This window comes from Sphingopyxis sp. 113P3 (assembly GCF_001278035.1).
Lineage (GTDB): Bacteria > Pseudomonadota > Alphaproteobacteria > Sphingomonadales > Sphingomonadaceae > Sphingopyxis.
Genome location: NZ_CP009452.1, coordinates 2,981,345 through 3,004,918 on the forward strand (window position 1 = coordinate 2,981,345; position 23,574 = coordinate 3,004,918).

Sequence of the window (23,574 nt, forward strand, 5' to 3'; positions counted from 1 at the left end):
CATGGCCAGGCTTCCCGTCGCGCAATCGCAGCGCGTATGCGCAGCTTCATTCGGATCAGGGCAGGACTGGACCGGACACTGACCGAAAACACGGTTTCGGCGCGACGGGCGCAAATTCTTGATGGGGCTTATCATGGTCATAGGGACTCACGCTGGCGATTTATGACTGTATGACCAATTCAAAGCAAATTGCAACAGGGAACATCGACGATTTTCTGCCGCACTTCGTGATTTTCGCACATTTTATGACCAACAGTCAAATTATGGCGGCCCGTGAGCTGCGCTATTGCGGGCGCCTCCCCTTATCCGCTGGCCGGCTATCTTGCGCGCTCTGCGGTCGGATAATCGAAGCGCATCGACATATTCGCCTTGATCAAAATGAACGCATTGTCGATCATGTCACGGACAATCTTGCAAGGGCGTCCGCTCGCAAGGCGATGCCAGGGGCTTATTGGAGATCGATATGAGCAATGTGCGCTCGAGACCCGCTGTGGGTTCAGGAGCAGAAGATGATTTTCGCGCCCGTTCGGCAGCGCGCAAGCGGGAACGCATGCGGGCGCGGCTGCTCGACGCGATTATGGCGGTCTGCGCCGAACGCGGCCCTCAGGCTGCCATCATCGAGGATGTGCTGAAGATGGCCGGCGTGTCGCGCGGGACGTTTTACGCCCATTTTGACTCGCTCCACCAGGCGATCGCTGCGCTGGGACACGCCCTGGCTGACGAGGCCGTCGCCGTGTTCAAAACGATGTACCAGCATATCACCGACCCCGTTCTGCACACGGCCGTCGGCCCGCAGCTCGTTCTCACCCGCGCGATGATGGAGCCCAATTGGGGGCGTATCATTGCACAGAGCGAGGATTTTTCGATGCGTTCTGATTTCGTCGGCGCGATCAAGGGCCATCTGGTCGAGGGCCGCAGGCGCGGCGATTTTCGCATCAGCGACATCAATGCCGCGGTCGATTTGCATATCGGTGCGCTCACGCGCGGCGCAGGCCAGTTGCAAAGCAAGAAACGGGGACGAGCGGCCTATATTCGCGATGTGTCGCGGATGCTCCTTCTCGCAACAGGCGTCACCGAAGACCGGGCGATCGAAGCGGTCCGCTGGGCAGAGCAGGACTTGAAGGAGCGCGCGCCTGGCCGCCTCCCCTGGTGGCAGGCCGAAAAGGTGCGCAGCGGCCAGTCTTCCGAGTGACAGGAAGCAGCAGGATCATGGGTCCGGACCGAGTAGGCGGGAACGGCCGGATCAACCCACCTGGGTGATAAAGTCGGGCGGCGGCGGCGGACCCCAGGGTCCTTGCGTCGCGTCGACAGGCTCGACGCCGGGCGTCCAGTCGGCGTTGAGGAGGTCGGTATCCGTCCAGTGTTCGTACATGATACCCGATGGCTCGATCCAATAGTCGAAGATCTGGCTGCCCTGCTTGTGCCGTCCGATGCCCCACATGTGGCGATATCCCCGCTTCGAAAGATGGGTATTTCCCACGTAAAGATCGTCGATGTCGAGCACCTCGAACGAGATGTGATGGATACCCCCTGGCGGTCCTGCCAGGGTCTGGAAGACATGGTGATCGACATATTCCTCACCCCGGTCGAGCCGGTTGAACGAGAGCAGGACATTGTCCTTGTTCCCCTGGTAAATGACGTCGGACACGAGGAAGCCGAACATTTCGCGGTACCAGCGTGCAAGCTCTTCGGGCCGGGGGGTGGTGAGTACAATGTGGCCCAGACGAAGAACGTGGGAGGGCCCCTCCTGGGGCCGGCGCACTTCGCCGCGGCGACGAAGACGATCCCGCCCCTCGTTCATAAGCGGTCCCGGCACCTGGAGAGGATCGGCCTGCGCGACACCGCAAACAAGCTCTATGCGGTTCCCGTCGGGGTCGTGCGCCGCAACGCGCCACCCCCCGCCTAGCCCATCATGCTCAGACACCTCGGCCTGCACGGTGGCGGCGAAGCGATCGAGCTCCTCGCGCGCGGCGACGGCGAACCCGATCGCCGCGAGCCCGCGATCTCCGGCTTCAGCAATGAGAATCTCTGGCTCCGGACCCAGGCCGCGGAAGCGGAGTTCGGTTTTGGTCGATTTGACCTCGATCAGCCCGAAATCGGACAGAAATTGTCCCGTCGCGTTCAGATCAGGCGATCGTACACGAACATAGGCAAGATCGGTTACCTTCACGACAGCCACGGTCAGCCTCCTCTCAGCGCCCCAGAATCGCGATCGTCGCGACCGCCTCCTCGACGACGAAGGAGCCGCCTCCATTTTCCGCAACAGCGATCCGGGGATTTTCCACCTGGCGCGCGCCCGCCTCGCCCCTCAATTGCGTGACAAGCTCGTAAATCTGGCCCAATCCCGTCGCGCCGATAGGATGCCCCTTGGACTGGAGCCCTCCCGAGGGATTGACTGGTATGCGTCCGCCGATCGCCGTTTCTCCGCGCTCGGCCATCGCGCCGCCTTCGCCATAGGCACAAAATCCCAGATTCTCGATCTGGATGATTTCGCCAACCGCAGTCGCGTCATGGACTTCGGCGACCGACACGTCCGCAGGATCGACCCCCGCTCGCTCATAGGCCCTTTGCGCGGCGAGCACCGTGCAATGCTCCTCTATTGCATCGGGTGAGCGGTCGCTTCCGGTCTGCATCACGGCCGCGCGCACCTCTATGGCGCGCGCGCGGTTCATCCCCAGTCGCTTCAGCCCCGCCTCCGTGGCCACGATCGCAGCTGCTGCACCATCCGATATCGGAGAGCACATCGGCAGAGTGAAGGGATAGGTGATCGGCGGAGCCGCGAGCACCTCCTCTATCGTGAAGGGCCGTTGGAACTGCGAAAGGGGATTGTGCTGGGAATGATTGTGGTTCTTCGCCGAGACAGCGGCAATCTGACGCTGGGTCGTCCCGAAGCGCTCCATATGTTGGCGCGCGAGCCCCGCATAAACGTCCATGAAAATGCTGTAGGGCCGCTCGGACGTACTCCCCGGGGGCGCGGCCACGCCCCTCCCGAGCTGCGCGAGCCGTTCCTTGTTTCGCTCGACATCCGCCACGTCCCAGGCGCTGTCAAACGCAGAGAACATCAGATTCTTGTCGCTCGAGACCATCTTCTCGGCCCCAAGCGCCAATGCGACATCTCCCTCGCCCGCCTTCAGATGATTGACCGCCAGAATGAAGGCCGTGCTCGCGGTTGCGCAGGCATTCTCGACATTTACCACCGGGATCCCCTGAATGCCCATCGGTCGCAGCGCGATCTCGCCCCGGATCATGTGCTGGCCTTCCATGTGGCCCTGCGTCGCATTGCCGAAAAACGCAGCCTCGAGGGCGCTCGCCTCGACCTCCGCATCCTTGAGCGCGGCCTGCGTCGCCTGCGCGGAAAGTTGCTTGATGCTGAGGTCGGGGTGCCGGCCAAAAGGCGTCATCCCAACTCCGACAATGTAAACGCTCTCCATGGCCTGTCCTTTCAGATGCGCCGCTTTTGCCCGGCCCATAATGTTTCGCGAATGTCACGTTTCAGGACCTTGCCGACGGGACTGCGGGGCAGTTCGGGCCAGAAAAGAACCGATTTTGGAGTCTTGATCGAACCAAGGCGGCTCCGGCAGAGGCTGAGCAGCTCCTCCGCATCGGCGCTGCGGCCCTCCTTCAGCTGCACCACCGCGGTGACCGCTTCTCCCCATTTGGGGTCGGGCGCTCCGACCACGGCGCAATCCTGGACCGCAGGATGGCCCCAGAGCACCTGCTCGATTTCCGAAGGGAAGATGTTGTAGCCACCCGAGATGACGAGGTCGCGGGCGCGATCGACCAGGTGGTAAAATCCTTCCTCGTCGCGATAGCCAAGATCCCCCGTGTGGTGCCAGCCGAAGCGCGATGCCTCCGCGCTGCCTTCAGGGTCCTTGTAATAGCCCGCCATGACATTGCCCGAGCGGACGACGATTTCTCCCACCGCGCCGTCCTCGAGCAACCTGCCCTCCTTGTCCATGACCCCCATCATCACAAAGGGAGCAGGACGGCCGCAGCTCGACAACCGCTCGGGTCCGGCGATCTCGCCATCGATATAATGGTCCTCGGGCCTCAGAACGGTGCAGAGCATCAGCGCCTCGACCTGAGCATAGCCCTGGCTGAGCACTGGCCCCAGCCATTCGAGGGCTTCGCGCAGCTTCTCCACCGACATGGGTGCCGCGCCATAGAGCATGCATTTCAGCGCAGGAAAACGCATCGCACGGATCTCTGGATCGGCAAGCATCGTATAGATCAGCGTCGGCGGAACGAACAATTCGCTGATCGAGTGACGCTCCATCGAGCGCGCCACGGTCCGCGGATCGGTGCCGGGGGAAATGAAAATCGTTCCCCCGCGCACCAGCATCGGAAAGCACATGAAGCCCGCCGCGTGCGTCATCGGCGCAACGACAAGATAATTGGGCCGCTCGTCCCGTCCGACCGTTGCGATATAGCTCGCGACATAGGTTTCGAAGCCGCGGTTGGTCTGCAACACGCCCTTCGGCCGCCCCGTCGTGCCGCCTGTGGTCATGATCGCAGCGACATCCTCGGCGTGCGCGCCCCCGCCGCCTTCGTGGCGGACCCCCGCCGGCGCTATCCAGTCTCCAAGTGCCGTCACATGATCGAGGGAGGGGCCGAGCACGAGCACGAGCCGGATGCCGGGGGCGGCGGCCCGAATCTGGTCGATCACAGGCGCGAATGTCGGATGCACGATCAGCAGCTCGCAATCGAAGCGGTCGAGCAGATCGGTGATGTCGTCGAGTGCATATCGCGGATTGATCGGCAGCCAGACCAGCTCGGCGCGCAAAATACCCAGGACCGCGATGAGTGCGCCGGGGTCATTGGGGCTGAGCACCGCCGCCTTCGTGCCTTTCTTGAAGCCGTCACGGACGCAGGCGGCCGCGATCCGGTGGGTCAGCTCGACAACCTCGGTGTACGACCAGTTGCGGTCCTCATAGACGATACAGGGCTTGTCGGATCCGAACTCCGCACCCTTGTCCAGATAGTCGATCAGCCTCACGTCCCCACTCCTACCGGTCGATCCGTCGCGAAAATTCGACCGTCCCGAGCGGCTCGCCCCGCACCATCCGAAGCACGGTCGCTGCGAGGCGGGTATCGATGCCCTTTTCCCAGCGGCGCCCCAGGGGATCGCGAACCTGCACCGCGAAGCCGCCGATCGGCTCGATCTCGATGCGGACCGTCTCGCCGTCCTGGATCGGCCCCACGCCCTGGTGGTTGACCCCCAGCGCCAACACGTCGCCCGGCTCGAGCGCGGCGATCGAGGAGGCGTAAGCGATCATATCGCCGATCGGATTGCCAATATCCGCCATGGGATAATCCTGCCGAAGCTCGTCATCGACCCAGAGGCGCACGTTGAGATCGTGCGGGTCGGGGGCAGCGTCAGCAGTGAGGATCCACGGCCCCATCGGCCCGAATGTGTCGTAGGACTTGTCCTGGAAGCTCGTCCCGTGCCCGACTGCGCGCGCCGACATGTCGAGGAAACAGGTATAGCCAAACACATGGTCGAGCGCGGTCGCGGCCGATATATTCTTCGCGCGCTTGCCGATGACGAGCGCAAGCTCGGCTTCGTGATGGAAGACCGGCGCATCGACCGAAGGAAGCTCGACGGTATCCCCGGGGCCGATCACGCTCGTCGAAGACTTGAGAAAGAAAGCGGGCTTGACCGACGCCTCGGCAACCCCTTCCTTGAAGCTCAGCTGGCCGCAAAGCAGCTTTGTCGGGCGAGGAACGGGCGCCCGAAGCGCAACCTCGTCCAAGGACAGGCGGGGGGCCTTGCTCGAGGCAACGCGGGCCCGCAGTTCGCCCCAGTGCTCGATCAGGCCAGCCATGCGGTAGAAGGGAGGAAGCGCCATGATCTCGGGAAGGTCTCCTGCGAGCCGGCGGACGGATTCCTCCTCGACCAATGCAGGAACATAATCGTCGACAAGCGCCAGCTTCATGGGCTCCCTTCCCCTGTTCGGCGTCCGCTCGACTGCGTCCGCTTCGATTCTATGAATATACACTTTGTATATTCTTACATTCTCGAAGTCAAACGTCGTCAGCCGCCCCCGCCCGCGGCGGCATCTCCCAGAGGGCGGCTAAGCTGTGCTATCGGCTATTTTCCGTCAGCCTCCGCGGGCGACCGGGCGCGCACACCGGCGCGCCCATCAGAGGCCGGCGAACTGGCGGAAGGTGTCGATGATCGCTGGTTGAACCGGACGATAGGTCATGCCGAGTTCCCGGCGCGACTTGCTGTTGTCCGCGCGCCAGTGCGGCACATCGGGATTCCAGGGGGTGTCCGGGGGGAAGTGCCAACGCGGATCGTCCCCAAACGCTTCCTTCAGAATAGCGGCCATGTCACTCATGCTGAGCACCTCGGCGAAGACGATGTTGCGCCCGTTTGCACCCTCGACATATGCGCCGCGCAAATGCGCCTCGGCCACATCCCGCACATCGACAACGCCGACATCCCGGACGGGCATGTTTTTGGCAAAGGTCCCGTCGGACAATGCGCGAAACTGGTCAAAGGTCGCCGATGTCTGCTGGGGCGCTGTGCCAGGCCCGACAATGAAGGCGGGATTGATAACGACAAGCTTCCAGCGCTGCTGGGCGTCGGCTATTTTCCAGGCTTCGCGTTCGGCCAGCACCTTGGAATAGGGATAGGCGGTCGTCTCGAGCGTGGTGACCTCGTTCCAGTCGGCCTCGGTGCACAGCTTCCCGGTCACCGTCACGGTATCGATGATCGCCACCGTCGAACTTGTCAGCACGACTCGTTCGACGCTTGGAACACCGCAAGCCGTCTCGAGCACGTCGCGCGTTCCCTTCAGAGCGGGCTCGAGGACATCGCGCCGGGGATCCTTGATCCGCGAAGGAAGAAGGAATGGAGAGGCGGTGTGCATGACGATGCGGCACCCCTGCATCGCCGCTTCATGACTCCCGGACTCAAGCAGATCTGCCCGAAACAAGCGCAGCGATCCCGGCGCGGCCTTTTCCATCTGGAGCAGGTGCGCGACCTTCGCTTCGTCTCCGGGATCGCGCACGCAGGCATGAACCGTCACCCCGGCATCGAGCAGATATTTTACCACCCAGCCGGCAAGATAGCCGGAGGCACCGGTCACCAGGACCGGACCATAGGGGGCAGCCATCGTCACCATTCGAATGTCCTTTTCCGTCATGTTCTTAATCCTTCCGAAATGGGAAGGCGATGCGTGCCCGCACCCCGCAATGGAGGAGGGGCGAGCTATGCCGGCGGAGCAATCCGTGCATGTCCGCGGTCGATCACCACCAGGGCCCGCGCGGGTGCCATGACCCGGAAGTAAAGCGTGTCATTCCCCGCTTCCCAGATGTGCACGTCGAGCTCCTCTCCAGGGAAGACAGGGGCGGTGAACCGGCAGGACATCGACTTCAGCCGGGCGGGGTCGTTTTCGCAAACCGCGGCGAGGAGGGCGCGGCCCGCGAGCCCATAGGTGCAAAGCCCGTGCAGAATCGGCCTTTGGAACCCTGCTGCGCTTGCCACCGCGGGGTCGGCATGCAGGGGATTATAATCGCCCGAGAGCCGGTAAAGCAGCGCCTGCTCGGGGCGGGTTGTCAGCGGCACGATGTGATCGGGTGAGCGCTCGGGCACCGGTTCGAGCGATCTGATGTCGCCCCCTGCGCTTCCGCGCCCACCGTCGCCGCGCAGGAACGATGTCTGCCTGACCGTCGCCAGCAGCCGATTGTCTGCCTGGTCGTATATGAGGCGCCGGGCGCGAAGGATCGCGCCCTTTTCTGGACCCTTGTCCACGATGGCATCGATCGAGAATTCACCTCGCACCGCGCCCTCGACGGGCAGCGGCGCATGAAAATCGCACGATTGTTCTGCGTGGAGAACGCGTTGCCAGTCGATTCCGTACCGCCGCTCCATCTGCCAGAAGCCGGGCGACGCGAGGACGACCGCCATGGTCGGCAAGGCAAGCAGGCGGTCCTCGAGGACAAACGGGAGATCGCCCGGATGGTCGGCCCGCTGCCCGGCACCAACCCCCAAAGCATAGAGGATCGTATCGCGGCGGTCGTAGGTTTGCCGGATAATCTGGGTCGGGATTCCGACGAGAAAATCAGGGTCAAGGACCGAAGCTGTCGGCGCTTCGACCGGGATCTGGGCGACCGGATCAGCCATATCGCCCTCCCGATACGTGCAGCACATCGCCCGTAATATAGCCAGCTGCCTCGGATGCAAGAAACGTCACCGCGGACGCCACATCGTCGGTGCGCCCCAGGCGGGGCAAGGGCAGCGAAGCCTCCGCGTTCGCCTTGATCTTTTCAAAATGTGGAAGATTCCGAACCGCCGCTGTGTCGATGATGCCCGGGGCGACCGCGTTCACGGTGATATTATAGCGCCCGTTCTCCATCGCCATCGATCGCGTGAGACCGAGCAGGCCCGCCTTGGCCGAAGAATAATTTGCCTGCCCGGGATTGCCGAGATAGGCGCGCGAGGAAATGTTGATGATCCGGCCCCATCGTTGATCGATCATGGTCGGCAGAACGGCCTTCGTACACAAGAACGCGCCTTTCAGGACGACATCGACGACGGCATCCCAGTCGTCTTCCTCCATCCGCGTGATGCGCATGTCGCGGGTGAAGCCAGCGTTGTTCACGAGGATATCGACGCTGCCGCATGCCTCCAGGATGTGCGTGACCGCAGCCTCGACCGACGCCGAGCTGGAAACATCGACCCTGACGGCGATCGCATCATGACCCAGCCCGCGCAGCCGCGCGGCCTGGGCTTCGGCCGCGTCCTCATGAATATCGCCAATCGCGACGCGGACGCCTTCCTCAGCAAGCATGGCCGCCGTGCGAGCACCGATCCCGCCGGCCGCTCCCGTCACGAACGCCACGCGTCCACCAATTCCCAGATCCATAATTTCAATCCCTGTGCGCATTTGGCCGAACGGCCGATGGGGCCTTTCGATGCCGCCGCTAAAGGCTAGCTCGGAAAGCGTCAAGATTTACGAAATTCATTTTCGTCTTTTCACTTCGTGCGGACTCCTCTATGCGCGGCGCATGAGCAACACCGTCATTCTCGGCGTCGGCATGACGCCCCTCGGCAAGCACCTCGAACGATCGGTTCGGGCCTTGTCGGCCGAAGCCATTTCCGCTGCGCTTGAAGACGCGGCCTTGCCGAAAGAGCGAATTGAAGCAGCGTGGTTCTGCAACACGCGCCAGGGCGCGCTCGAAGGCCAGCACGGCGTACGCGGGCAGGCCTCGCTGCGCTCCTACGGCTTTGAGGGTATCCCCATTTTCAACACCGACAATGCCTGTGCGAGCTCGAGCTCGGGCGTCATGCAGGCCTTCGCCGCCGTGGAGGCAGGGCTGTTCGAGGTGGCGCTCGTTGTCGGCGCCGAAAAGATGAACTATCCCGAAAAGCGCGCGGAAATGTTCGAAGCCTTCAAGGGCAGCTGGGACCGCGAACTCGCCGACGAGCATATCGCAGCGCTGCTTGCTATCGGCGAGGGCGTGGCGCCGCCGGAGGGCAATGTCGACTCACCCGAACGCTCGGTTTTCATGGACATTTATGCCGCGCAGGCGCGCTTCCACATGAAGATGTTCGGCACGACGCCGCGGCAGATCGCAGCAGTGGCTGCGAAAAACCACAACCACTCGCAGCATAATCCCTACGCTCAATATCGCTTCCCCATGACGATTGACGAGGTGCTGTCCGACCGGATGATCGTCTGGCCGGTAACGCGCGCGATGTGCGCGCCGATGAGCGACGGCGCCTGCGCCATCATCCTTGCGTCGCGCCAATTTGCCGAAAAGCATGATGGGGCTCGCCGCGCTGTTGGCGTTCGCGGCATCGGGGCGAGCAGCAGCAGCAACCGGACAGCTGCCCAATATGACAGGCATTTGACCCGGGTCGCGGCCGACCGGGCCTATGCGATGGCCGGCGTCGGCCCGCAGGACGTTTCGGTCGCCGAACTGCACGACGCCTCCGCCATCGCCGAGATACTGCATTCGGAGAATGTCGGCTTTTGCGATTATGGCGACGGCGGCGCCCTCGTGGAGAGCGGCGAGACGACATTGGGCGGCCGCCTCCCGATCAATGTGTCCGGCGGCTTGCTGTCGAAAGGCCATCCGATTGGCGCGACCGGTGCCATCCAGCTGTTCGAACTGGTGACCCAGCTGCGCGGCGAAGCCGGCGACAGGCAGGTGGAAAAACCGCGGATCGGTCTCGCTGAAAATGGTGGTGGCTTCCACGGACTGGAGGAAGCCGCCTGCGTGGTGACAATACTGGAGGCTCCATGAGCCTGGGAAAAGTAATGACCTCTGTCACCACCCTTCCCGCCTTCAAGGCGGTCATCGACGGTCGCCTGGTCGACGGGCCCGACCGGCTTCCCGTCACAAATCCGGCAACCGGCGAGATTTTCGCCTACGCGCCCGATTGCGACGCAGCGCAGCTCGATGACGCCGTCGCCGCCGCGCGGCGCGCATTCGCGCCCTGGAGCGCCACGCCGAGCGAAATCCGCGGCGACAAATTGCGCGCCATCGCCGCGAAAATTCAGGAGGAGCTTGAACCCTTGTCGTGCCTCCTGACCCGCGAGCAGGGCAAGACGCTCGCCGAGGCGAGGCTCGAAATCGAGACCGCGGCGCGCTGGTTCGCCTATTATGCCGACCAGGATCTGCCCGTTGAAGAGCGGCGGGAACCGGACGGCCGACGGGCGGAAATTCGGCGCGTGCCGCTTGGCGTCGTGGGTGCCGTGGCGCCCTGGAACTTCCCGGTTCAGCTGATGGCTTGGAAACTCGCTCCCGCCCTGAAGGCGGGCAACACCGTAGTCGCCAAGCCTTCCCCCTTCACGCCGCTTGCCACCTTGAGATTGGGCGAGCTGATGGCGGAGCTTCTGCCGCCGGGCACCTTCAATATTCTCACCGGTGGCGACCATCTGGGGCCATTGATGTCCGGTCATCCGCATATCGACAAGATCGCCTTCACCGGTTCGACGGCGACCGGCAAGGCGGTGATGCGGAGCGCCGCGGGAACGCTTAAACGGCTCACGCTCGAACTGGGGGGCAATGATCCTGCAATCGTGCTCGCCGACGCGGACCCCGAAGCCGTGGCAGAGCGCATTTACTGGGGCGCCTTCCGCAACGCGGGCCAGGTCTGCATCGCGGCCAAGCGCATCTATGTGCACGACGCGATCTACGAGCGGTTTGCGGAAAAGATGGTCGCGCTGGCGCATGCATACCCACCCATGCCAGGCGACGCTCCGGGCGCCCGGATGGGACCAGTTCAGAACCGGGTCCAGTTCGAACGCGTGAAGACGATGATCGAGGACGCGCGCGCAAGCGGCCTCACCTTTCTGACAGAGCCCGGAGACATGGCCGGCCCCGGATATTTCATCGCCCCGACGATTATCGACAACCCGCCCGACGATTCTGCGGTTGTGCGGGAGGAGCCGTTCGGCCCCCTGTTGCCCCTGCTCCGCTTCACCGATGTCGACGAGGTCGTGCGCCGTGCAAACGCCAGCGAATATGGCCTCGCGGCATCGGTCTGGAGCGCCGATATGGAAGCGGCCGCCGCACTCGGCCGGCGTCTCGAGGCCGGAACCGTCTGGCTGAACACCATCCATGGGCTGACACCGACGCTGCCGTTCGGTGGGCACAAGCAATCTGGAATTGGCGTGGAAAACGCAGAGGAAGGCTTGCGCGAATATACGAATGTGCAAGTGCTGGTTAAGGCCGCGTGATGCCGAGGGGGCCGGCGCACGCCCCTGAAACGCAAGAGGTGAAGATGAAAACCCGTTTGACCCCTTCGGAGCGCGCCAAGCCGCGACAGGCCGGACAGATGGGTGATCTGTCGCTGAGCGACGGCAATGATTCGCAAGTCGTCTCCGCCCTTGCCCGGGGTCTCGCACTGCTCGATGCCTTCACGCGCCGCGACAGCAGCCTTGGAAATGCGGAGCTTGCCGAGCGGACAGGGCTCACCAAGTCGACCGTTTCACGTCTGGCCTACACTTTGACGCTTCAAAATTATCTGTCGTTCGATCCGCGTCTGCGCGAATATCGCCTCGGTCCGCGCGCAATCCGGCTGGGCGCGGTGGCATTCGCGACGACCAACGTGCGCACGCTTGCCCTGCCGTTGATGCAGCGGCTGGCAGCCGGGAGCCATTTCAATGTCGGACTGGGAACCCGGGACGAGCTCCAGATGGTTTATACCGATGCAGTGGAAGGCGCCGCCCTGATCGCGCTCCGGCTCTTTCCCGGATCGCGTATCCCCATCGCGACCTCCGCCATGGGCCGCGCCTATCTCGCTACCTGTCCGGCGGAAGAACGCGACGAAATTCTGGAACGGCTCCGGCCACGGTATGGCGATGATTGGGGGCGGATTCGCAAAGGTATCGACGACGCGATCGCGGAGCAGGAAAGCCTCGGATACTGCATCAGCATCGGCGACTGGCAAAAGGACATCAGCGGGATCGCAGTGCCGATCGCGGCCCCGGCAGGCGCGATGCGCTACGTGCTGAATCTCGGCGGCCCGGCTTACGCTCTCGCCGAGCAGCAGTTGCGTGAAAAGCTCGCCCCCGAGCTCATCGCCATCGCTCGCGAGGTTGAAGCGACGCTGCTGCCCGACGACACGGTCCCCAATCCCGTCACGCCTGCATTGTAATCCTGAGAAGCCTTATCCCATGTCCACCCCGTTCATTCGCTGCGCCGATGCGGCACTCGATCGCGATGTTCTGCAAACCAATGTGGCCAAGGTTGCCGGCGGCCTCGACCAGCTCGGCATCCGTGCGGGCGATCGGGTCGCGCTCCTGCTGAAGAACAGCATCGAGTTCATCGAAACCAGCGTGGCCCTTGGAAAGCTCGGGGCGTTTTCCGTCCCGCTCAACTGGCATTTCACGGAGGCCGAAATCGATGGACTCCTCGAAGACTGCGCGCCCAAGGCGATATTCGTGCACGAAGAGCTGCGCGATCGCATTCCCCTGCCATGGTTCGATCGAAGCCGGGTCATCATCGTGGGCAAAACCCACACGCGCTCCGAATATTCGGATTGGCGAGACCAGTGCCCGATCTATGGCGGTCCCGACCGCCCTGCGCCCGGCAGCATGGTCTATACTTCCGGAACGACCGGCCGCCCAAAGGGGGTCAAGCGTTCTGCGCCCACGCCGGAACAGCAAAGCGCGATGCGCGAGATGCGCTCCCGCCTTTACCGGCTCGACCCCAAGAGCCGCGCGCTTGTTCCGGGCCCGCTCTACCACGCCTTTCCGAACCAGTTCGCGCTCCACAGCGTGCTGAGCGCCGAATATACCGAGATCATGCCCCGTTTCGACGCCGAGCAACTCCTGGCGACGATCGAGCGCGAACGGATCACTTCCGTTGCCCTCGCCCCCATCATGTTCGTGCGCCTCCTGCGGCTGCCGGAGGAGATTCGCCGTGCATATGATCTCTCGTCGCTGCGCTGGGCGATCCACGCGGGCGGCCCGTGCGCCGACGACGTCAAGCGCGCGATGATCGAGTGGTGGGGGCCAATTGTCGCCGAATATTATGGCGGCACCGAAGTCGGGGCGCTCACCCTTTGCACGAGTGCCGAATGGCTGGAACGACCGGGCACCTGCGGGAAGCCGATCGAGGGCGTCGAACTGAAGATTGTCGACGCGCAAGGGCACGACGTCGCGCAAGGCGAAGCGGGCGAGATTTTCGGACGGCTCTGGTCCTATCCGGACTTCACCTACCACAATGATCCCGACAAGCGCCGCGCCGTCGCCTTGGGGCCGCTCGTTTCCCTCGGCGACATCGGCTACCAGGACGCGGACGGCTATCTCTATCTCTGCGACCGCGCCCGCGACATGGTGGTCTCCGGCGGCGTCAATATCTATCCTGCGGAAGTCGAAAAGGCGCTCTTCTCCTTACCGGGCATCGAAGACTGCGCAGCCTTCGGCATTCCCGACCCGGAGTTCGGCGAGGCCTTGGTCGCTGTTGTGGTGGGGGACCGCCTCGATGGTGAAGCCCTGAGGAGCGAACTTCGCAAGGCAATCGCGGGATACAAGGTCCCTCGGCAAATTGTCAGCGTCGCCGGGCTGGAGCGCGATCCCTCGGGCAAGATCCGCAAACATCTTCTGCGTGAGAATTATCTGGCAGAGACCCAGGGAAGCTAGCTGGGCAGCGGGGACGCCAAAGGGTGGAGCGCCCCCCGCTTGCTTGGTCAGGTCAATGTCAATCCGCCGTCGACGACCAACTCCCCGCCCGTCATGAAGGACGATGCGTCGGCGCAAAGGAATGCGACGACGCCCGCAATATCCTCAGGCTCGGCGAGGCGGCCCATGGGGTGCATCTTCGCGACATATTCGAGACCCTCCTCCCCCTTTGGCCGCAGACCAAATTCACTGAGCTGCGCGACCGAATTGGTCATCAGCCACGTATTTACCGGTCCCGGGAAAACGGTGTTCACACGGATCTGATGCTTTGCCAATTCCTGCGCCATGCCGCGGCTCATCATGCGCACAGCGCCCTTGCTCGTCGAATAGGCGACGTGGGCGACCCCCGCGTACATGCCATAGATTGAGGAGAAATTGACGATCGAGGGTTTGCCCCCCAGCTTTTCGTGCGTATCGATCATGAGGGGCATCGCCGCCTTGCAACCCATGAAGACGCTTCGCACATTCAGCTCGAGCGTCGTATCGAGTTCGGCAACGGTCGCCTGCGCGAAGGGTTTGGGACGCAGGATTCCGGCCGCGTTGATGAGACCGTCGAGGCGCCCGAATTCTCTTTGGACCTCCTCGATCAGCGCAGCCCAGCTCGCCTCGTCGGTGGCGTCGAGATGAACAGCAATCGCCCGGTTGTCGACGGCCGCGGCGGCCGCGCGTGCTTTCTCGATGTCGATGTCCGCCACCGCAACCGTTGCGCCGAGTTGTCCGAGAAGCTTCGCGGAGGCGCTGCCGATTCCGCCGCCGCCGCCTGTAACGACTATCGCTCGCCCGGTCAGATCAAACATATGGCTTCTCCCGCTTGAGCCGGCGTCAGCACAGCCTGCCGGCATCGTGTCCAAAGCTGATTGCCCGGCAGCCCATATCCAAAGCATCACCGCTTGTCACGAAATTCATTTTCGCATAATGGAAACATCGCGGGTTAGGCCGCATCAGGCCAGAGCGCGCGTCTGCGAAAGACAGGAGCCCATGACCGATTTCAATTCAGCTGCAACCTACTTCGAGGATATCAGCTTCGATGAGGTTCAGGTGTCCAGCACCTATAGCTTTCGACGCGACGAAGTGATCGCCTTTGCCAGGCAGTGGGACCCCCTTCCGGTTCATCTCGACGATGAGGCCGCGCGGGCGGCCGGCTTTGAGGGAATCACCGCCTCCGGCACGCACATGCTCGCAGTGAAGCAGCGGCTACTCCATGACTTCAACCTCGGGGTGAGCGTCATCACCAGCTTCGGATCGGACGACACGCGCTATCACGCCCCCGCACGCCCTGGAGACTCGGTGCGGCTCCATTTCCGCTGGGTGGACAAAAGATTGTCAAAATCGCGGCCTTCTGTGGGCATCGCGCGTCACTTCAGCGAATTGAGACGGACCGATGGTCTGCTTCTTCTGTCAATCACCGACACGATCATGATCCGGTGCCGCGAAGCGGTCGGCGCGGAAAAGGCCGATTAGCGCAAGGGCCCTGCTCCTACGCCAAAGCCGCTTCTCGCTGCCGCAGAGGCTCTGCCCGTCAGCCCCTCAATCCTGCCCGCTTGCCGCGTTCATGGCTCGCCATTTTCCGGGCGAGACATTCTTCCATTCCTTGAACGCGCGGTAAAAGGATGTGGTCGTTCGAAATCCCAGCATCGACGCAATATTGTCGATATTGAGGTGCTGGTCAGCGAGCAGATGGAGACTGAGTTCGCGCCGTGCTTCGACCAAAAGCTCGCGATAGGTCGCATTTTCCTCAGCGATCCGACGCTGTAGCGTACGCTCACTCATCCCGAGTTCGCTTGCGATATGGGCGATCTCGAGCTGGCCGCCTGCCATGACGCGCTTCATCGCGGCCTTGACCTGCTCGCGGATCGTACCTTCCGCCTTGAGCTCTTCATAGGCCTTGTGAAGGCTCTTGGTGATGAGGTCGAGAAACTCCGGCGAATAGCCGGGAAACGGCAAATCGAGGTCAGCGCTGTCGAATATGATGGCGTTCTGACGTGCTTCGAACTCGATCGCGCATCCATAATATTCCGCAAGCTCGTCGCAGGGCGTGGGAGGCCGGACATATTGGACCTTGACGGGCCGGATGTGGCGGCCGGACCCACGGCGGCCGAGATTGACCATCAGGCAGAAAGTGAGGTCGAGCGACAGGCTGGGTTCGGGCTCGGTGGCATAAGGCCAGTCACGACCCATCACCCACCGACCCTTCTCCTCGGTCACCCAGAGTTTTTCCGATGTTACCATGCTCTTGAGGTGGAGCAGCCTGTTGATCGCGTCGCGAAAATTGAACGCATACAAGCCGGCGATGAAACCGGGCTGATGCCCCGTGCGGTCCGCAGCCTCGATAATGCGCAATGCGAAGCAGCAATCGTTGGATAGCGCTTCGATCGCCCGCCAGATCGCAAAATAGCTTTCGGTGGACAATGGAGTTGCAGGATTGAGCCATATCGACGCCGGAAGACCCGCCGCATGCAGGATGGCGGAGGGCTCAAGGCCCGCCGCCCGTATGGCGCGCCAGACGCCGGAGGGGAAGTTGCACCGGTCGGGGCTCGCCTTTCCCGCGAATCCTTTTCCCTCGAGGGCGGGCGCATCACGCGAGCCAGCCGGATCATCTCCGAGGCGCGCGCCGGAGCCCTTGCCGCGACGGCCGCCAGGGCGAGGCACCTTCCGCTTCCTCTCTTCTCCCATCATCTCCCGGCCTGCATTTCGCGCTGCTCCATAGCCGCAAAAATGGTTTTGGCAAAGGACGCCATATCTCTTTCGATTGGCGCCTCCTGAGGGTGCGATCCCCGGTGCGGCGGCATCGCTGCAACGGATCCAAGACACCGCTTGATAATCGGAATCATGTTCCGTATTAAACGGACGATCGTTCCGATTCGTACATCGGGGCACTTCGGCGGCCGTCGGCCTGCAAGAGGAGAGCAAGATGAAATATCGTCCACTGGGAAAGACAGGCATTCAGGTGAGCCCCTATTGTCTTGGGGCCATGATGTTCGGGAAAATGGCGAATCCCGATCATGACGAATGCGCGCGCATCGTGCACAAGGCTCTCGATTTCGGGATCAACTTCATCGACACGGCTGACGCCTACAGCCGCGGCGAATCCGAGGAGATCGTAGGCAAGGCGCTCAAGGGAAGGCGCGACAACGTCGTTCTCGCCACGAAGGTGTTTCACCCCATGGGCGAGGACCCGAACGAGCGCGGTGGCTCGCGGCGCTGGATCAAGCGCGCGGTCGACGCTTCGCTTCAACGCCTCCAGACCGACTATATCGACATCTACCAGATCCACCGCCCGGCGCCCGATACCGATGTCGAAGAAACGCTCTCGGCCTTTACCGACCTGGTGCGCGAGGGGAAGATTCGCACCTTCGGCTCATCGACCTTCCCCGCCTCGGATCTCGTGACCGCGCATTGGATTGCCGAACGCCGAGGCCTTCTGCGCTTCCGGACCGAGCAGCCGCCCTATTCGATTCTCAATCGCTCGGTCGAACGCGAGGTGCTGCCGACCTGCCAGCAATTCGGGATGGGCGTGATGTCCTGGAGTCCTTTGGCAAAAGGCATGCTCACGGGAAAATATCGCCAGGGGCAGGCGACCCCCGATACGATGCGGGCGCGATATTTTCCGAAGGCGATGCGGGACGAAAGCAGCCTGAACATCGTTGAACAGCTCATCCCACTGGCCCAGGGTGCGGGCACCTCGCTCATGAACATGGCGTTAGCCTTTGTCGTGAGCCATCCCGCGATCAGCGCTGCCATCATCGGTCCGCGCACGATCGAGCATCTCGACGACCTCCTCGCCGGCGCAGACCTGGTGCTGGGCGATGATATCCTCGATCAAATTGACGCGATCGTACCGCCGGGCACTGATATCGCCCCGCTCGAAGGCGCCGCCTATTTGCCGCCCGCTATCGCGCATTCTCCCCTGCGGCGGCGGCCGCTGGCAGAGCGGAGCGCGGTTTGATGCTACCCCCGTGGAACATGGCCATGCCCGCTCCATAGGCGCTCCAGTAAGAGCCGTCTGGAATATCGGCGGTCTTTGTCATACTCTCGCGGTATGGGTATGGATGTTCGACAAATGCGGTACCTCGTGGCACTCGCCGACGAGCTCAACTTCACGCGCGCGGCGAAGCGCTGCAACGTCTCGCAGCCACCTTTCAGCCGGGCGATCCGCGATCTTGAGGAAGAGCTCGGCGCGCGATTGTTCGAGCGCGACAAGCACCGCGTATCACTGACACCCGTTGGCGCCGGCGTCGTGGCGGACGCACGGCGCATTCTCGCCATGCTTGACGAGAGCCAGGAACGCGCTCGGCGCGCGGCCCGGGGATTGCAGGGCACGCTCGCAATCGGCTTCGGGGGGTCAACCGTCTATTCGCTCCTGCCAGCCCTCGTGCGCAACTTCCGAGCCGAGGTGAAAGAGGTCGAAATCCGATTTCGTGCCATGGCGGTGCTGAGCCAGATCGACGCGCTCCGCGCAGGCGAAATCGATCTTGGGATCGTTCGCCTCCCCGTACACGACGAGGTGATCGAAACGCGCCTCGTCCACCGCGAACCGCTCGCGGTAGCCCTGCCTCCCGGCCACGTCCTGCTGAAGAACCGATCGCCTGTCTCGATCGGTCAGCTTGCGACGAGCCGCTTCGTAACCTATCAGCCGATGCGCGGCTTCAACTATCACGCTGATCTGCATGCGCTTTGCCGCCTCGCCGGTTTCACGCCCGACATCGCGCACGAGGCCCCCTCGACCGAAGCCGTGATCGGGATCGTCGCGTGCGGCGAAGGCGTGGCGCTTGTCCCCGCCTCGGCGGAACGATTGCACATGGAAGGGGTGGCCTTTCAGCCGCTCGACACAAGCGGACTTCCCGATCGCCTTTCGATGGTCGAGTTTGCGCTCGCATGGCGCAAGGACAATCCCACGCCCGCGACGATCGAGTTCGTCGACAGGACGACAGAATGGCTGGCGTCGTCGGAAACCGGGCATCTTCCCGTCGCCTAGGAACGTTCCGGTTATACGGACAGGGTATCACCGCTCGGTAAAAAATGTATTTTTCGCTCTCATCGGGGAGCGGTAGGGGTAAAGCCGGTCGCGCTACCGCGCTCTCAACCGAGGATGGCGATAATGAAACCCCCGAGCATTCAGGTCCGCAGTGAGGACGGCGAATTCGCAGCCTATCTGGCAGCACCCGCGCGCCCCAACGGCGTCGCGATCGTCGTTTTGCAGGAAATCTTCGGCGTCAATGCGAATATCCGTGCGATTGCCGACGGCTACGCGCAGAGAGGATTTACGGTCGTGGCGCCGGACCTCTTCTGGCGCAGTGGGCAGGGCATTGAGCTCGACCCCTCCTCGGAGACGGACAAGGCGGAGGCGCTCGAGCTGATGAAGCAGCTCGACAGGAACCAGGCGGTGTCCGATGGCGCCGCGGCTCTTCGCGAACTGCGCAATCGGATCCCGGGACTGAAGCATAGCGCCGCGGTAGGCTATTGCTTCGGCGGCGCCATATCCTATCTCATGGCCGCGCGCGGGATCGTCGATGTCGGCGTCGCCTATTATGGTACCGGGATTCACACGCTCCTCGATGAGATGGCGGCGCCGAAGGGTCGACTGCTTCTGCATATCGCCGGCGACGATTATCTATGCCCCGAGGAGGCGCAGCGGAAAATTGTAGACGCGGCGGCGCAGGCGGGCGCCCAAGTCATTGTCCACCCGTCCGTCGGGCACGCTTTCGCGCGCGTCGGTGGCGACGCCTATGACCGCGAGGCAGCGGAACGCGCAGACAGTGCGACCCAGGCCCTGCTCGCTTCTCTCATAAGCTGAGCTTCTGCGAAGGGGATGCCCCAATAGCCCCCAAGCGTGCCGCCAACCCTTGTAATACCGTTCAGGTATTACAGGCAAACGGATAATATATTTCCGGATCGTGAGCGTGGGTGCGATGCATGCCGCAGAGGTACATATGTCGGACAAGATCAAACGCCTGTCATTCGAAGAGCTCGCACCGCCCGCGCAGCGCGTGCTGGAGGCACGCGTAAAGCGGCTTGGTTATCTGGGAGAGTTCTTCCGGTGCACGGGCCATCAGCCGGATATCCTCGTCCCCTTCATGGAAATGACCGAAGCGCTGAAGAAGGCGCTGCCCGACCGGCTAACCGAGGTCGGCGCGCTGACGGTCGCGACTGTCATGGGCAATGATTATGAGCGCCATCAGCATGAACGGCTGTCGCGCAATCTTGGCTTCGGCGAAGCGTGGGTGGCCGCGGTCGAGACGCTGCAGCCCGACACGGCAGACGGCATGTCGGATGAAGAGCGTGCAGTACAACGGCTCGTGATGGCGGCCATCGAGCGGCGCGGACATGGCGTAGCCGCCGAACTGGACGCGGTGATCGAACTGATCGGTGACAGGCAGGCGCTGGCGGTCCTGTTTCTGATCGGCCGCTATCTCACTCACGCAATTATCGTCAATGCGCTCGCGCTCGAACCGCCGGTCTCCTCCATTTTCGCAACGGGAGAGGATCAGTGAGCGACCCGATCTGGATTACCGAGCGTGATGTCGTCGAACTCATGTGCCTGCCGCAGGCCATCGATGCCTTGCGGGTGGGCCTTTGCGAAGAGGCGGCCGGCTTCGCAAGGAATATGGTGAAAACCCACGCCATGTGGGGCGGGCATTCCACCTTGCATGCGATAGGCGCGGTATTTGAACGCAAGGGTGTCGCAGGTACCAAGACCTGGGCGCATACCGAAGGCGGCGCCATGCCGCTTCTGATCGTGCTCGACGCCGGCACCGGCGACGTACTTGCGATCATCGAGGCCTTTGCTCTTGGACAGATGCGTACCGGAGGGATCAGCGGGCTTGCGACCGATATCATGGCGAGGCCCGATGCACGGCGCATGGCGATGATCGGCGCCGGCAAGCAAAGCCTGACCCAAATCGCGGCCGTGGCAGCCGTACGCCCGCTCGATCGAATCACCGTGTGGAGTCCGACGGCGGCCAAGCGCGAAGCTCTCGCGCGACGGGCCGGAGAAATGCTGCGCATCGAAACTTTGGCGGCGGCGACGCTCGAGGAGGCGCTCGACAATGCGCAGATCGTGACGCTCGCGACGCGAGCGACGGCGCCTTTTCTTTCCGACGATATGCTGCGGCCCGGCGCCCATCTGAACGCCGTCGGCGCGATCACGCCGGAGCGGGCCGAATTCGCACCCGAATTGCTTGCGCGTGCGGCCATCGTGTCCGCCGACAGCGTGCCGCAGGTCCGCAACCTATCCTATGAGTTCATGACAAGTTTCGGGGCAAGCGAGACCGACTGGGCGCGCGTTCAGCCTCTCTGCGACCTCGTCGCTGCCGAAACTCGGCGGCCTCTGGATGCCGAGCTGACCATTTTCAAGGCGATGGGAATGGGGATCTCCGACCTTGCGCTGGGATCCGCCCTGCTCGAGGCGGCACGCGCAGCCGGTATCGGCCGCCCCATACCGCGACCGGTCCGCGTCACCCCTCGCCTCACCGATAAACCAACCGTGGAGCTTGCCTCATGACCCAGCCCCTTTTCATCGATGCCAGTGGTCCACTTCCCGCGAGGGAGGCGCCTTGGGAGCCCATCGTGATCACCAAGGAACAGATCGATGCGGAGATCGAGCGGCTCGCGACGATTGCGCGCCCGGCCAATGGCCGCCGCCGCTCTTACATCCAGCATCCCCGCAACGAGCGTTCCATAGGTCTGGCGCCCGGCATTCAGGTGGCTCTCGATGTTCTGCTTCCGGGCGAGGAGACAGCGACCTTTCGCCAGAACTCGACCCAGGTGAATTTCGTGATCCGCGGTAGCGGCGAAACGGAAATCAGCGGCCGGCGCCGCGCAACCGCGCTCCATGACGTATGGAACACGCCCTCGATGCGCATCTATCGCCACAAGAATACCGGCGATGACCTCTATGTGCGGCTCACCTACAGCAACGGCGCGCTCCTCGACATGATGAACATCCATGTCGTCGAAGAAAACCCCCAACCTTTGCTCAAAAGTATCGACCGGGAGGAGGAGCAATCCGAGCCGGATGAGCGCCGCAACAGCCCCTACGGGACCTTTGAGCTCAACGAAGAGGGTGCGTGGCTCATGCCCTACGAACGGCTGATCAATCCCCCCTCGGTGACCAGCCCGGCCCTCTATTGGCCGTGGCAGGACGTGAAGGCCCACCTCGACAAGCTGGAAGCGCTCGGCAAGGATTATATCGGGCGGCGCCTATATCTGCTCTACAACCCCATGACCGGCCGCACCAACGGCACGACGCCGAACTTTTTCGCGACAATGACCGTGCGACCGCCCAAGATCGTCGACCGTCCGCACCGCCATTCCTCTGCTGCGGTAAACTATTATTTCACAGGGTCGGGACGCTCGACCGTCGAAGGTAAAACCTATGAATGGAAGGCTGGCGATCTGATGCTGTCTGCCCCTGGCTGGGCGGTTCACAACCACGCGAGCTATGACGAGGCGGTTTACGAGCTGACAATTCAGGATCAACCCCTCAACATCGCCATGGAATCGCTGCTTTGGCAAGAAAGCCTCAAGGAGCCGCCGGCCCTGCTCGGCGCGGAGGAAGGGTTCCGGACAAACCGCGCAGCAGCATCAGCCTGAGCATGGGGGGCGCTTCCACACTCGACGATGCGGTCATCCGCGAGGCGGCCACCGCACTGGATGCGGCCGAGCGCGATCGCGTGCAGATCCCCCTTCTCAGCGACGACTACCCCGCGATGACGATGAACGATGCGTACGCCATCCAGAGCGAATGGGTACGCCGAAAGCTGGACCGCGGTGATCCGCTGGTGGGATGGAAGATCGGTCTGACCTCGAAAGCGATGCAGTCAGCCCTCTCGATCGACATCCCGGATTCAGGCTTTCTCCTTCAGAGCATGATGTTCGAAAACGGCGCCAGTATCCCAGCGGGCCGCTTCATTCAGCCGCGGGTCGAGGCCGAGATTGCCTTCGTCACCAAGGCACCGCTGGCGGCGCGAGGGATCACCGGCGAACAGATAATGGACGCAACGGATTATATCGTCCCGGCGCTCGAAATACTGGATACCCGCATCACGCGCAGGGATCCGCGCTCGGGCCGATTGCGCACGGTACTCGATACAATAGCCGACAACGCGGCCAATGCGGGCGTCGTTCTGGGCGATCCGGTGTCTGATTTCCGCAGCCTCGACTTGCGCTGGGTCGGCGCAATCGTCTCGAAGGACGGCGAGGTCGAGGAAACCGGTCTTGGCGCCGGCGTGCTGGACGACCCGCTGCGGGCGGTCGTCTGGCTCGCCGAGCGGCTTGCCCAATATGGAGAGACTATCGAGGCGGGACAGATCATTCTTTCGGGATCGTTCATCCGCCCGGTGGAAGCTCCTCCGGGAAGCCGTATCAGCGCCGATTTCGGGCCCTTGGGACAGGTTTCCTGCCATTTCGCCTGAAGTTCGAGGCGAGGGTT

The 23,574-nt window shown here is 62.9% G+C and carries 23 protein-coding genes; 14 read left to right on the plus strand and 9 right to left on the minus strand.

Going from position 1 to position 23,574, the window contains the following annotated elements:
- The first annotated feature begins 170 nt into the window (after window positions 1–170).
- Together LH20_RS23545 and LH20_RS14470 are read left to right on the plus strand one after the other, a co-directional pair.
- The gene (locus tag LH20_RS23545) at window positions 171–467 is read left to right on the plus strand and encodes a hypothetical protein (RefSeq protein ID WP_158501148.1); all 297 of its coding nucleotides are present in this window, start codon (window positions 171–173) and stop codon (window positions 465–467) included.
- Entirely contained in the window at window positions 464–1,192 is a 729-nt protein-coding gene (locus tag LH20_RS14470; protein ID WP_053554829.1) for a TetR/AcrR family transcriptional regulator, read from the plus strand. Before LH20_RS23545 ends, LH20_RS14470 begins: the two co-directional genes overlap by 4 nt.
- A gap of 51 nt (window positions 1,193–1,243) precedes the next feature.
- Here LH20_RS14470 and LH20_RS14475 read toward each other — a convergent pair whose 3' ends face one another.
- The 7 genes from LH20_RS14475 to fabG all read right to left on the minus strand — a co-directional run bounded on the left by LH20_RS14475 (window position 1,244) and on the right by fabG (window position 8,873).
- Window positions 1,244–2,179 (minus strand): VOC family protein, encoded by a 936-nt coding sequence (locus LH20_RS14475; RefSeq protein WP_053554830.1) that lies wholly within the window; start codon window positions 2,177–2,179, stop codon window positions 1,244–1,246.
- A 13-nt stretch (window positions 2,180–2,192) separates the two neighbouring features.
- Window positions 2,193–3,470: a thiolase family protein gene (locus tag LH20_RS14480; RefSeq protein WP_321164215.1), complete on the minus strand. Its 1,278-nt coding sequence runs from the start codon at window positions 3,468–3,470 to the stop codon at window positions 2,193–2,195.
- Window positions 3,443–4,996: a class I adenylate-forming enzyme family protein gene (locus tag LH20_RS14485; protein ID WP_053554831.1), complete on the minus strand. Its 1,554-nt coding sequence runs from the start codon at window positions 4,994–4,996 to the stop codon at window positions 3,443–3,445. The genes LH20_RS14480 and LH20_RS14485 overlap by 28 nt, the downstream gene beginning before the upstream one ends.
- 10 nt (window positions 4,997–5,006) lie before the next feature.
- Window positions 5,007–5,936: a fumarylacetoacetate hydrolase family protein gene (locus LH20_RS14490; RefSeq protein ID WP_053554832.1), complete on the minus strand. Its 930-nt coding sequence runs from the start codon at window positions 5,934–5,936 to the stop codon at window positions 5,007–5,009.
- Window positions 5,937–6,143: 207 nt separating this feature from the next.
- A complete protein-coding gene (locus tag LH20_RS14495; protein ID WP_053554833.1) occupies window positions 6,144–7,151 on the minus strand; it encodes an NAD-dependent epimerase/dehydratase family protein in 1,008 nt (335 codons plus the stop codon).
- Window positions 7,152–7,216: 65 nt separating this feature from the next.
- The gene (locus LH20_RS14500; protein ID WP_083455433.1) at window positions 7,217–8,131 is read right to left on the minus strand and encodes a MaoC/PaaZ C-terminal domain-containing protein; all 915 of its coding nucleotides are present in this window, start codon (window positions 8,129–8,131) and stop codon (window positions 7,217–7,219) included.
- Window positions 8,124–8,873 (minus strand): 3-oxoacyl-ACP reductase FabG, encoded by a 750-nt coding sequence (gene fabG, locus LH20_RS14505; RefSeq protein WP_053554834.1) that lies wholly within the window; start codon window positions 8,871–8,873, stop codon window positions 8,124–8,126. Before fabG ends, LH20_RS14500 begins: the two co-directional genes overlap by 8 nt.
- Before the next feature lie 142 nt (window positions 8,874–9,015).
- Here fabG and LH20_RS14510 point away from each other — a divergent pair, with 142 nt between their 5' ends.
- Genes LH20_RS14510 through LH20_RS14525 form a run of 4 tightly spaced genes read left to right on the plus strand, consistent with a single transcriptional unit; the run spans window position 9,016 to window position 14,105 of the window.
- The gene (locus LH20_RS14510; protein ID WP_053556297.1) at window positions 9,016–10,257 is read left to right on the plus strand and encodes a thiolase family protein; all 1,242 of its coding nucleotides are present in this window, start codon (window positions 9,016–9,018) and stop codon (window positions 10,255–10,257) included.
- Window positions 10,258–10,271: 14 nt separating this feature from the next.
- A complete protein-coding gene (locus tag LH20_RS14515; protein ID WP_053554835.1) occupies window positions 10,272–11,696 on the plus strand; it encodes an aldehyde dehydrogenase family protein in 1,425 nt (474 codons plus the stop codon).
- A 44-nt stretch (window positions 11,697–11,740) separates the two neighbouring features.
- Complete coding sequence (locus LH20_RS14520) at window positions 11,741–12,616, plus strand: IclR family transcriptional regulator (RefSeq protein WP_053554836.1); 876 nt, start codon at window positions 11,741–11,743, stop codon at window positions 12,614–12,616.
- A gap of 19 nt (window positions 12,617–12,635) precedes the next feature.
- Window positions 12,636–14,105 carry an AMP-binding protein gene (locus tag LH20_RS14525; RefSeq protein ID WP_053554837.1) on the plus strand — a complete coding sequence of 490 codons (1,470 nt, stop codon included), beginning with the start codon at window positions 12,636–12,638 and terminating at the stop codon, window positions 14,103–14,105.
- 47 nt (window positions 14,106–14,152) lie between these two features.
- Here LH20_RS14525 and LH20_RS14530 read toward each other — a convergent pair whose 3' ends face one another.
- Window positions 14,153–14,941, minus strand: coding sequence for an SDR family NAD(P)-dependent oxidoreductase (locus LH20_RS14530; protein ID WP_053554838.1), 789 nt, complete (start codon window positions 14,939–14,941; stop codon window positions 14,153–14,155).
- Between the two features lie 181 nt (window positions 14,942–15,122).
- Between LH20_RS14530 and LH20_RS23550 the strand changes: the two genes are divergently transcribed.
- The gene (locus tag LH20_RS23550) at window positions 15,123–15,605 is read left to right on the plus strand and encodes a MaoC/PaaZ C-terminal domain-containing protein (RefSeq protein ID WP_053554839.1); all 483 of its coding nucleotides are present in this window, start codon (window positions 15,123–15,125) and stop codon (window positions 15,603–15,605) included.
- A gap of 66 nt (window positions 15,606–15,671) precedes the next feature.
- On the opposite strand, the gene LH20_RS23005 is transcribed toward LH20_RS23550, so the two are convergent.
- Window positions 15,672–17,087 (minus strand): AraC family transcriptional regulator, encoded by a 1,416-nt coding sequence (locus LH20_RS23005; protein ID WP_144423584.1) that lies wholly within the window; start codon window positions 17,085–17,087, stop codon window positions 15,672–15,674.
- On the opposite strand from LH20_RS23005, the gene LH20_RS14545 reads away from it, so the two are divergent.
- The 7 genes from LH20_RS14545 to hpaH all read left to right on the plus strand — a co-directional run bounded on the left by LH20_RS14545 (window position 17,056) and on the right by hpaH (window position 23,557).
- Window positions 17,056–18,090, plus strand: a complete 1,035-nt coding sequence (locus tag LH20_RS14545; RefSeq protein ID WP_053554841.1) for an aldo/keto reductase — start codon at window positions 17,056–17,058, stop codon at window positions 18,088–18,090. The two genes, LH20_RS23005 and LH20_RS14545, sit on opposite strands and share 32 nt — an antisense overlap.
- 114 nt (window positions 18,091–18,204) lie before the next feature.
- Window positions 18,205–19,119: a LysR substrate-binding domain-containing protein gene (locus LH20_RS14550; RefSeq protein WP_053554842.1), complete on the plus strand. Its 915-nt coding sequence runs from the start codon at window positions 18,205–18,207 to the stop codon at window positions 19,117–19,119.
- Between the two features lie 123 nt (window positions 19,120–19,242).
- Window positions 19,243–19,938: a dienelactone hydrolase family protein gene (locus tag LH20_RS14555; protein WP_053554843.1), complete on the plus strand. Its 696-nt coding sequence runs from the start codon at window positions 19,243–19,245 to the stop codon at window positions 19,936–19,938.
- A gap of 136 nt (window positions 19,939–20,074) precedes the next feature.
- Entirely contained in the window at window positions 20,075–20,635 is a 561-nt protein-coding gene (locus LH20_RS14560) for a carboxymuconolactone decarboxylase family protein (protein ID WP_053556298.1), read from the plus strand.
- Window positions 20,632–21,645: an ornithine cyclodeaminase family protein gene (locus tag LH20_RS14565; RefSeq protein ID WP_200905385.1), complete on the plus strand. Its 1,014-nt coding sequence runs from the start codon at window positions 20,632–20,634 to the stop codon at window positions 21,643–21,645. Before LH20_RS14560 ends, LH20_RS14565 begins: the two co-directional genes overlap by 4 nt.
- The gene (locus tag LH20_RS14570) at window positions 21,642–22,736 is read left to right on the plus strand and encodes a cupin domain-containing protein (RefSeq protein WP_053554844.1); all 1,095 of its coding nucleotides are present in this window, start codon (window positions 21,642–21,644) and stop codon (window positions 22,734–22,736) included. Before LH20_RS14565 ends, LH20_RS14570 begins: the two co-directional genes overlap by 4 nt.
- Window positions 22,737–22,738: 2 nt before the next feature.
- Window positions 22,739–23,557 (plus strand): 2-oxo-hept-4-ene-1,7-dioate hydratase, encoded by an 819-nt coding sequence (hpaH, locus tag LH20_RS14575; RefSeq protein ID WP_053554845.1) that lies wholly within the window; start codon window positions 22,739–22,741, stop codon window positions 23,555–23,557.
- Window positions 23,558–23,574 lie beyond the last annotated feature (17 nt).

Bases quoted from the DNA above. Each gene is read 5' to 3' on its own strand.
- LH20_RS23545 (WP_158501148.1), top strand. From the start codon at position 171: ATGACCAATTCAAAGCAAATTGCAACAGGGAACATCGACGATTTTCTG.
- LH20_RS14495 (WP_053554833.1), bottom strand. From the start codon at position 7,151: ATGACGGAAAAGGACATTCGAATGGTGACGATGGCTGCCCCCTATGGT.
- LH20_RS14570 (WP_053554844.1), top strand. From the start codon at position 21,642: ATGACCCAGCCCCTTTTCATCGATGCCAGTGGTCCACTTCCCGCGAGG.
- LH20_RS14530 (WP_053554838.1), bottom strand. From the start codon at position 14,941: ATGTTTGATCTGACCGGGCGAGCGATAGTCGTTACAGGCGGCGGCGGC.
- LH20_RS14470 (WP_053554829.1), top strand. From the start codon at position 464: ATGAGCAATGTGCGCTCGAGACCCGCTGTGGGTTCAGGAGCAGAAGAT.
- LH20_RS14525 (WP_053554837.1), top strand. From the start codon at position 12,636: ATGTCCACCCCGTTCATTCGCTGCGCCGATGCGGCACTCGATCGCGAT.
- LH20_RS14560 (WP_053556298.1), top strand. From the start codon at position 20,075: ATGTCGGACAAGATCAAACGCCTGTCATTCGAAGAGCTCGCACCGCCC.
- LH20_RS14520 (WP_053554836.1), top strand. From the start codon at position 11,741: ATGAAAACCCGTTTGACCCCTTCGGAGCGCGCCAAGCCGCGACAGGCC.
- LH20_RS23005 (WP_144423584.1), bottom strand. From the start codon at position 17,087: ATGCCTGTCTTTCCCAGTGGACGATATTTCATCTTGCTCTCCTCTTGC.
- LH20_RS14545 (WP_053554841.1), top strand. From the start codon at position 17,056: ATGAAATATCGTCCACTGGGAAAGACAGGCATTCAGGTGAGCCCCTAT.
- LH20_RS14490 (WP_053554832.1), bottom strand. From the start codon at position 5,936: ATGAAGCTGGCGCTTGTCGACGATTATGTTCCTGCATTGGTCGAGGAG.
- LH20_RS14550 (WP_053554842.1), top strand. From the start codon at position 18,205: ATGCGGTACCTCGTGGCACTCGCCGACGAGCTCAACTTCACGCGCGCG.
- LH20_RS14500 (WP_083455433.1), bottom strand. From the start codon at position 8,131: ATGGCTGATCCGGTCGCCCAGATCCCGGTCGAAGCGCCGACAGCTTCG.
- fabG (WP_053554834.1), bottom strand. From the start codon at position 8,873: ATGGATCTGGGAATTGGTGGACGCGTGGCGTTCGTGACGGGAGCGGCC.
- LH20_RS23550 (WP_053554839.1), top strand. From the start codon at position 15,123: ATGACCGATTTCAATTCAGCTGCAACCTACTTCGAGGATATCAGCTTC.
- LH20_RS14555 (WP_053554843.1), top strand. From the start codon at position 19,243: ATGAAACCCCCGAGCATTCAGGTCCGCAGTGAGGACGGCGAATTCGCA.
- LH20_RS14510 (WP_053556297.1), top strand. From the start codon at position 9,016: ATGAGCAACACCGTCATTCTCGGCGTCGGCATGACGCCCCTCGGCAAG.
- LH20_RS14515 (WP_053554835.1), top strand. From the start codon at position 10,272: ATGACCTCTGTCACCACCCTTCCCGCCTTCAAGGCGGTCATCGACGGT.
- LH20_RS14480 (WP_321164215.1), bottom strand. From the start codon at position 3,470: ATGGGCCGGGCAAAAGCGGCGCATCTGAAAGGACAGGCCATGGAGAGC.
- hpaH (WP_053554845.1), top strand. From the start codon at position 22,739: ATGGGGGGCGCTTCCACACTCGACGATGCGGTCATCCGCGAGGCGGCC.